At 57.7% G+C, this 8896-nt stretch carries 5 protein-coding genes; 3 read left to right on the forward strand and 2 right to left on the reverse strand.

The features are described from left to right. Positions 1 to 3493: DEAD/DEAH box helicase (locus tag K1Y02_22965; protein ID MBX7259241.1), on the reverse strand; the 3493-nt coding region annotated here is incomplete at its 3' end. Positions 3494 to 4292: 799 nt separating this feature from the next. Between K1Y02_22965 and K1Y02_22970 the strand changes: the two genes are divergently transcribed. Then, positions 4293 to 5270 carry a prepilin-type N-terminal cleavage/methylation domain-containing protein gene (locus K1Y02_22970; protein ID MBX7259242.1) on the forward strand — a complete coding sequence of 326 codons (978 nt, stop codon included), beginning with the start codon at positions 4293 to 4295 and terminating at the stop codon, positions 5268 to 5270. A 159-nt stretch (positions 5271 to 5429) separates the two neighbouring features. Here K1Y02_22970 and K1Y02_22975 read toward each other — a convergent pair whose 3' ends face one another. Then, on the reverse strand, positions 5430 to 6689 hold the full coding sequence (locus K1Y02_22975; GenBank protein MBX7259243.1) for a DUF3810 domain-containing protein: 1260 nt from the start codon (positions 6687 to 6689) through the stop codon (positions 5430 to 5432). A gap of 88 nt (positions 6690 to 6777) precedes the next feature. Here K1Y02_22975 and K1Y02_22980 point away from each other — a divergent pair, with 88 nt between their 5' ends. Together K1Y02_22980 and K1Y02_22985 are read left to right on the forward strand one after the other, a co-directional pair. Further along, positions 6778 to 7500, forward strand: a complete 723-nt coding sequence (locus tag K1Y02_22980; protein ID MBX7259244.1) for an SDR family oxidoreductase — start codon at positions 6778 to 6780, stop codon at positions 7498 to 7500. A 29-nt stretch (positions 7501 to 7529) separates the two neighbouring features. Next, positions 7530 to 8896, forward strand: a 1367-nt coding sequence (locus K1Y02_22985; protein MBX7259245.1) for an AAA family ATPase, incomplete at its 3' end; no start/stop codon positions are given.

Consider the following 8896-nt stretch of genomic DNA (forward strand, 5'->3'; position numbering starts at 1 on the left):
ACAAATCGCGATTGAATCGGAACGACAGCAGGATCTTCTGAGGGCCGCATCCTGACCACATGAGGTCGCTTTGTTCCGTAATTCCGTCGAGCATTGTTGAGGTGTAATGTCCCACGCGAGCGGGAAGGAACTCAGTCTCTAGGAAGGATGCGTTGATCGAAAGACCGAAGAGCGATTCGAGGGCGGCCTGTAGGTCGCCGGTGTTGTGCCGATGACGCGCCACGCCCTGGTGCGCGGCAACATAGACGGGAAGATCGCGCAGTGGACGCGCCTTGACGACCGGGCGTGCTGCGGCACGGCGAAGGCGCAGAAGAATCTCCAGGTTGTCGCTGTCACATACTTCCGGCGTCTCCGCACCTTCCGTCAGCGGATCGATAACAACCGATTCGGATTGTTCGAGCGATTCCAACGCGTCTTCGAGACGGGATTTGGCAACGGGAATGGCAGCGGAGACAGACTCTTTGTCGAGTGGCCCATAGAATCGAAGCCATTCGCCCAGGAATTCTGAAAGGTAATCGCACTCTTCCGATTCGTCCGGTTCAGGATTGGCGAAAGCAGCCGATATCGGCGGTCGGTCGACACAGGCGCCTGTCCACTTCACGGAAAGGGCGCGCTGCATCCGGGGGATTGTCTCGACTGCAACAATTGCATCGCTCGCTGCACCCGCAAGTCGCAGTCGCACCAGCTTCTGCGCAACAGGTCCAACCACCTTGCCGAACGGTGACCCCGTATCGCGACCGCAGGCTTCGGCCAACTCCTCCCATTCGTGAAGCGGAATAAGGAGACGTTCTTTTGCCCAATCCAGCAGTTCGTCAGGTGTGCGCGGAGCATAGCCAGGAAAGACGCGCTGCGCTTTTTGGCGAAAAGTCTCAATTATAGTGCTAGGCACCTTTGGCCGTGCGTCGCGTGAGAACACGGCTTCCCTGAGCAGATCGCTGTTCAAGTTCGAAGCTCCACCCTGAGTGGGGGTATCGTCGGCGTACATGAACTGACTGGTCAGCCGCCAAACGCTGTTCTCCGCAAACGGTGAAGGTGAAGCGGTCTCCACGCACGAACATCGCGTTAGCCCCGACTGTACTTCATCCAATGCCGTGCGCAGGGATTCAAGATCCATTTCATCGCGCAGACAGGTACGCCAGGTCTCCACGAGTATGGGGAAATCCTCGAATTTTTCCGCCGCGCTGAGTAATCGCTTGGAGCGTTGGCGCGTCACCCACAAGGGCATGCGTCTCTTGAACGATTGTCGAGGCAGAAGCAAGGCGCGCGCCGCGTTCTCGCGAAACCGCGCCCCAAAATAACCTGTGTGCTCCAGCCTTGCGCGGAGCAACTTCTCCACGTTCGCGGACGTAACCATCTCGAACGGATCGATTTCAACACAGTTCGTGGGCAAGACGACCATTACGCAGTCGTTGCCGGGCAGCACATCAATGTGCTGTCCATGGGCCTCCTCCCATGCCTGAGCGAGTGCGTAAGCAAAGGGCCTGTTCAAACACCCGCCCCACAACGTATGTAGGATGGCGCGCCGGTATTCGGAGCCGGTCTCAACGTCATGCGCATATTCGATGAGTACGTGATGACGGTGTGGCAAAGCAGTACGCGTCGCGGTGCGCTGGCGCTTGAGGAATTCGACCAAAGCGTCGGCCGCATCGCGGGTCATTCGATGATCGCCACTCAAACGCGCCGCGAGTTCCGGACTGTCCAGCTCGCGATCGGCCATTTCCAGGAACTCCGCGATTCTGCGCGAAGCCTGATAGCCACGGTCACGGTCCTCTGCCCGCCAGAACGGAATGAATGCCTCTTTCAAGCGCTCCGGCTCCACCAAAACGTCATTGTGAGTGATGTCACGGATTCGCCAGGTTTGGAGACTCATGGAGAACACATCGCCGACCGTGCGTTCCCAGACAAACTCCTCGTCCAGCTCGCCGATTTTGGCGAGGGTGGTTGCATGACGCATCGTGAAGTATCCGCGATCAGGGATAGTCCCCCCGCTTGAATAGAGAGTCCGCAATGCCGAGTCCTTGGCGGATATCGTTCCGTCAAGACGATCCACCGACACGAGAGGTTGAAGCGCGCGCAGCCTGCTCTCTTCATAGCGGCCCGCCAGCATGTTGATCACGAGGTCGAATTGCGTGCGTGGAAGCTCGCGGTAGGGCCACGTTGTGCGGATTTGGTCGTAGAGATCCTCGATCTTCCACTGGGCTGTGCCCGTCATTGACACAACCACTTGCGCCAGCACATCGAGCGGGTAGGCTATCGGCTTCGTCTCTTCGATTTCACCGTCCAATACAGCGCGCGCGATCACCGCCGCATCAAGCGCATCGCGCCCATGCGTTGGGAAGACCGTCCCCTTGCTGACTGCGCCAACCTGATGGCCCGCGCGTCCGATGCGCTGCAACGCCGATGCGGCCGAAAACGGTGTCTGAACAAGGACAACTTCGTCCAGCGCGCCGATATCGATTCCCAGTTCGAGTGAGCTTGTTGCCACAATTGCTCTCAGTTCGCCGGCCTTGAGCCGTTGCTCGACCACCGCGCGCATCTCTCGCGAAAGCGATCCGTGGTGTGAATAGGCCAGCATCTCCGGTTCGTCTTGATTGAGCATCATGGCGATGCGTTCACAATGGCGGCGGTTGTTCGTGAAAATGAGCGTCGAGCGATTCCGTTTTACAATTCCCTTTAGTTCACGAACGATTCGCGCGAAGACCGGCGGTACGCCGGACTTCGACGGCCCTGATTCAAACGCTTCTGGAAATCGCACCTCCACCTCATAGGTCTTGGCCGTTGTGGCGCACAAGACTTGTACCGGCCGTTTGTCGTACCGGGCCGAGACCCCGCTTCCGTTGAGTGTGTAGCCCCCCACAAACTCTGCAACGGCCTCGACGGGCCTCACGGTCGCCGACAACGCGATCCGCTGGAATTCGCCAGACAGCGCGACAAGGCGATCTACGGCGGTGATGAGGTGAGTTCCCCGTTTTGTGCCCGCAACCGCGTGAATCTCGTCAAGGATAACCGTGCGGAGGCCCGTCAGCGTGGCGATAGCCTTGCGCGATGAAAGCATCAGGTTGAGGCTCTCCGGAGTGGTTATCAGAATCTCCGGCGGGCGCCGGAGAATCCGTTGGCGCTCGGCGGGGTCGGTATCGCCACTACGGGTCGCCACGCGAATTTCCGGAAACGGTTCGCTGTTTTCCTCAAAGCGCTGACGTAACGCTTCGAGAGGACACAGAAGATTTCGCCGGATGTCGTTATTGAGCGCTTTCAGCGGCGACACATACAACACCCGCAAGGCACCGCGCGGCCATGCGCCGGTAATCAGTTGGTTCAACGCCCACAGAAAGGCGGTCAGAGTCTTGCCACTTCCGGTAGGTGCGGTCACGAGCACGTGCTCGCCCCGCGAGATGACGGGCCACGCGGCTTGCTGCGCCTCTGTGGGCTTTCCGATTTGCTCCGCAAACCACGTCGCTATGAGTGGATGAAATGTACTCAATGGTTCGTGCATCAGTCGATTGTGGCACACCGAAGCAAGATGGCGCGAACCGCCTATTCCCCGACAAAATCACAGGGCTCCCGCGACCGGGTTGGAGCAATAAGACGTGGCGGAAACCGGTCGAGAAAGCCCTGGGGAATGGCGCGTTCAAAGCTTACGCCGCCTAGCGTAGTCTCAACCGATTGCGCCGGGATTAGTGCGCGGTTAGGAGTGTGTTAGGTAAGACCGGACCGTTTTCCTGTCGTGAGTAACGAATGCGCATTCCGCCGGTATATATGACAAGCGTTGGTGGTGCAGCGACAGACCTCTTGGAAAGACAGTCTGCCCATTGATGCGAGGATAAACCCATCTCGAGGGCCCCAACCCTCTAGCTTCCCGCGGCCGCGTCCTGATCCGCTGAGGACGCGGCTATCATCTTTTCCAGCCATGCAGGTCAGTGTGGTGGGGCCGGTGTCACCTTCAACCCCCTACCATCGCGGGGCAAGGTGCAAGCAGGGAGAATAGTCCCGCGCCTCCAATATCCTGCCATTAGTCGCTTTGGTCAGATATACCACCCTGCACGCTGCGTCAACGTGTCTACATGGCTGGATCATCTCGTCATCGTTGACAGCACCGTAACCTCGTGCTATAACTAATTTGAGTTGATACCGTCCTGGGTACAAATGTCCTGCTCCTCTTGTACGTTTCTGATGTACGACCCCAGTTGGGCCTGTCCAATTTTGCTGCAGATGGACACGCTATGTGGAGCGTGACTTTTGGGTTGCTGCAGGTGACCGAAGTTTTCCCTCCAAGGCAAGGAGACCGCACTATTATGGTCAAGAGACGTGGATTTACGCTCATCGAATTGCTGGTTGTAATTGCTATTATCGGCATACTCGCAGCAATTCTGCTTCCGGCCCTGGCAAGGGCCCGGGAAGCTGCCCGCCGCGCGAGTTGCGCAAACAACCTTAAACAGTTGGGCCTCGTGTACAAAATGTATGCAAATGAGGCAAAGGGAGAGAAGCTGCCGTCCTTGTTTATCAAAGTCAAGAAGTATGGTTCGGCTGTAGGTCTCGCGGCCAATGCTGCCCCGGATATTCTGTCAATTTACCCCGAGTACTTGACGGATGCAGCCATTTTCCAGTGTCCGTCATCACCGTCTGTCATTGCCCCGGACTACACGTCCGCGGATGGGAACAGCCTTTTCGGGTCAATCAATCCCAATGAAACGCCAGGGAGCAACAACGACGGGTGCAGTGACTTCTCCAATTGCGCAAATACGAGCGACACCTGCTACGCTTACATGGGATACATGTTTGATGGATCGGCCGTGAGTGCGGCGGCGGAAAGCATGGTCACAGCATTTGGCTCGTATGATTTCCCGGCGGGGACCCTCTTGCAACCGCTTGAAATGTGGAGGACCCTTACAAGCAACGTGGCAGCGCACGCGGCAGCGCTTGTCGGTGTTGATTCGGAGATCGCAGCACTAAATGATGTGACAAATGGGGACGTTGATGTTCCGGATGGCGTCGGCAATAGCGGTGGTAGCACCGTGTATCACTTGAGGGAAGGGATCGAGCGCTTCCTGATTTCGGATATCAACAATCCCGCGGCGAGCGCAAAAGCGCAGAGCGAAATCTACATTCAGTGGGATCGGTTGAGCACGAGGCCTGAAAACTACAATCACCTTCCGGGTGGCGCCAACGTGTTGTACATGGACGGCCACGTTTCGTTCAGCCGGTACGAGATCAATGGCACGGCGCCAGTCAACGGTGCTGTGGCTTCGTACGACGCGGCAATCGACAACTAAATCAGCCTATTCTCGCAGGCTATTCCTAACGAGACAGAGTTGGGGCCGCCGGTCAACCGGCGGCCTCATCTTCTTGTTAACCATAGCAGTGACAGCAAGACGTGCCGCAAAGTGGTGTGTCATGCATACGGGTAGAAGCACAAGAAATGCTCCTTGCTGCTAATCGTGGCTTGGTACGCAGAACCCACTGTTCTCCCGCGAGTAGATGACCAGTAGCTTTGCGCTGAGGTTGTAGGACTGCAATCCCCCCTTGACGCGATTTGCCTTCAAGTAGGCGTTGTTCATCGCCAGGCTGGCCGTACGCACTGGTCCCTCATACTGTGTCCAGAAATTCTTCATGTAATCAACGTCGCGCTGAACGCCCGGTATCCGCTGGCTGGCGAGGGCCTCCGCACGTTCAAAATTGAGGTCCAACAGGACAAACAGGAGTTGCCTCTGCGCGAAAAGAAGACCCGAATAACGGACATACTCGTCCTCGCTCATGACACACGCAAGATAACCGAAAAAGTTCGCTTCATCCTCGCTGCTAATTCCGCGCTGATGGGCCTTTTCGTGGCCCATCACACAAGGGAGCTGGCAGCCGGGAACGAACGGATTGATGTTCGCCTCGGCGGTCCAGGGAAAATAGAACCCCGCAATCCCCAAGGTACTGATCAGTTCGCCCGAGTAGAAGCGTTTTGCAGGCCCTCGTCCCTCCGCGAATGCCGGAACAAGGCGGAACTCCCTCTGAACGCGTCGGTACCCTTCGTCGATACTCGCATTCAACCGCTCCCATGTAACATCTTCGCCCGTAGCCTTGCCCAGGTCCGGCGACCCCACGGCCGCCTCGTAAGCGCGGTTCGCTTCCTCAATAAGTTGCTCGCATAGACCAGCGACTTCATCTTCGATGACATCCCTGGGTGGCGGAGTCGCCTCGGGTACGAAAGGATCGCGCCAGCCCATCCGGTCGATAAGCCCTGCTCTTGCATAGTTCATTCCCCAGAAAGCATAAAACGCCGCCCCCACGATACCGCACGTCGCCGCAACTCGTCCCACGCCGCAGATCAAGGCGTTGCTCAAGCGTCTGCGTCTCTTGACAACGTGATAGACGGCCCGCGGCGCGGGCCACAGAAGCCAGAGCAAGAAAACTACTACAACGAAACCGCTCAAGTTGAGTGTCGTCAAACCAAATACAGAAGATAGCGCTCGCGTGACAGCGGGCCCAATTGCATTTGCGTAGACTTGCTCGACAATCTTGGGGAAGAACGCGCACACCCACGTCAGCAGAATAGCCAGAGGCGCCAGCAGACACAGTATGGCGCGCCGGATAAGGCGAGGCGGGCGATCGCATTCATACGCGGGATTGGGGAGAAGAAATGACCGAACTCGGGCAAGAATCGCCCACTGGTTCTTCATCTTTGAGTCAGTAGGTTCGGACATGCGCGGAGTATATCAGGTGGTACCACATAGATTCTGTATCTGAACGCGCGTGAATCGGTATCATTCCCATGGTCATTCAGGAGGTGCCATGCTCAAAGGAAAGACGATTCTAGTTACCGGCGCGGGTCGCGGTATCGGCAGGGGGATTGCCGTGGCATTTGCCGCGCGCGGTTGCGCCGTAGTTGCCGCTGCCCGCACGAAGTCGGAAGTGGACGAAACAGTCAAGTTGGTCGAAGATGCGGGAGTCCCTGCCCTTGGAGTCGTGTGCGATGTAACAGACGCGACCCAAGTCCGTGCGATGGTCGACTCAGCGCTTAAGCAATTTGGAGCCATCGATATACTTGTGAATAACGCAGGCTATGCCTGCTTCAAGCCATTCACGGAACTCACCCCCGAGGAATGGCAGCGTACACTCGACGTCAATCTCACTGCGCCCTTCTATTGCACGCAAGCGGTGTTGCCGTCGATGATGGCGCGACGTTCGGGCCGTATCATCAACATCTCGAGTGTGGCCGGCTTGAAACCCATCCTGAACCAAAGCGCCTACTGCGCGTCCAAGTTCGGACTTAACGGCCTCACCCGAACCCTTGCCCTTGAATTGCGCGCCTACGGTATCGGAGTCCATAGCATTTGTCCCGGAGGTGTGGACACTCGCCTCGCTCAGGAGGCCATGCCGGATCGCGACAAGACCGATTGGATGACCCCCGAAGACATCGCCGAAACGTGCATCTATCTCGCATCGCTTAGCCCGCGCGCGGCAGTGGACGAGATCATGATTCGCCGTTTCGATAGCGTTCCGCTCGGGGGATAAGGAATTCGAAATGGTAGGGCGTCATCGTCATGAATGATGACTGGGTTCCTGGACGGCAAACCACCATTCGCGATGCGCTTGACGCGCAAGGAGAGGATCCCCTCGTTTGCGCCGAAGGAACGGTCGAGCGCATCGTGTTCGAAAGCCAGGATAGTGGGTTCATTGTCGCCCGGCTACAGGAAGAGGGTAAGCCGTATCTCACGACGTTCGTCGGCAACGGCCTTGCCATTTCTCCCGGCGAGACGATTCGAATCTGGGGGCGTTGTGTCGACGATAAAAAGTTCGGCCGGCAGATTCGCGTCGAGAAGTACCAGACAGTTATGCCCGCGACGGCGTCAGCCATCGAGAAGTACCTGGGGTCCGGGCTGATTGAGGGAATCGGCCCCACGTTCGCCAAGCGCCTCGTCGACGCGTTCGGGGTGGAAACGTTGCGCATCATCGACGAGGAACCGAACCGGCTGCGTTCCGTGGAAGGCATCGGCCGCAAGCGCGCGCAACAAATCCGAACCGCGTGGGAAGCGCAGAAGGCGATCCAATCCATCATGCTGTTCCTTCAAGGGCACGGCATCGGCGCGGCGCAGGCCGCGAAGATATACAAACGGTATGGCGATGCCGCGGTAGCGGTTCTGCGCGACAACCCCTATCGGCTCGCGGATGACATCGCCGGCATTGCGTTCAAGTCGGCCGATGCTATCGCGAATCGCTTGGGAATCGAAAAGGACTCGCCGAAACGGGCTGCGGCGGGTGTCTTGCACGTGTTGGGCGAATCTATGTTCGAAGGGCATGTCTTTGCGTCCGCCGACGCGCTGCTCCGCACGACGACAGAACTGCTCAACGTGAATGAGTCTGTCGTTGCGGATGCCATGTTGGCCTTGGAACGCGAGCAACGCATCGTCAAAGAGGAAGACCGCGTATACCTGCCTCAACTCCATGCCGCGGAGACAGGGTGCGCGCTTCTGATCAAGCGAATGCTGAGCGTGCCGCATGAGCCGGTGCCCATTGTCGTCGAGCGCGCGATTGAATGGGTCCAGAAAGAGTTCAAGATTCAATTGTCCCCGGAACAGAAAAAGGCCATCCAAACGGCGTGCCACGCCAAGACGATGATAATTACCGGCGGACCGGGCACGGGCAAGACCACTCTGCTGAATAGTCTGCTCGCGATATTCGCCAAAAAAGGGCTCTCACTCATTCTCGCGGCTCCTACTGGACGCGCCGCGAAGCGCATGAGCGAAGCAACAGGGCGCGAAGCGAAAACGATTCATCGGCTTCTGGAGTGGAGTCCCAAGGCAGGCGGATTTCTTCGCAACGAGGCCAATCCGTTGAATGCGGATATTGTCGTCATCGACGAGACATCGATGGTCGATATCAACCTGATGCACAGCCTGCTCAAGGCGCT

This window comes from Candidatus Hydrogenedentota bacterium (assembly GCA_019695095.1).
GTDB lineage: Bacteria > Hydrogenedentota > Hydrogenedentia > Hydrogenedentales > SLHB01 > JAIBAQ01.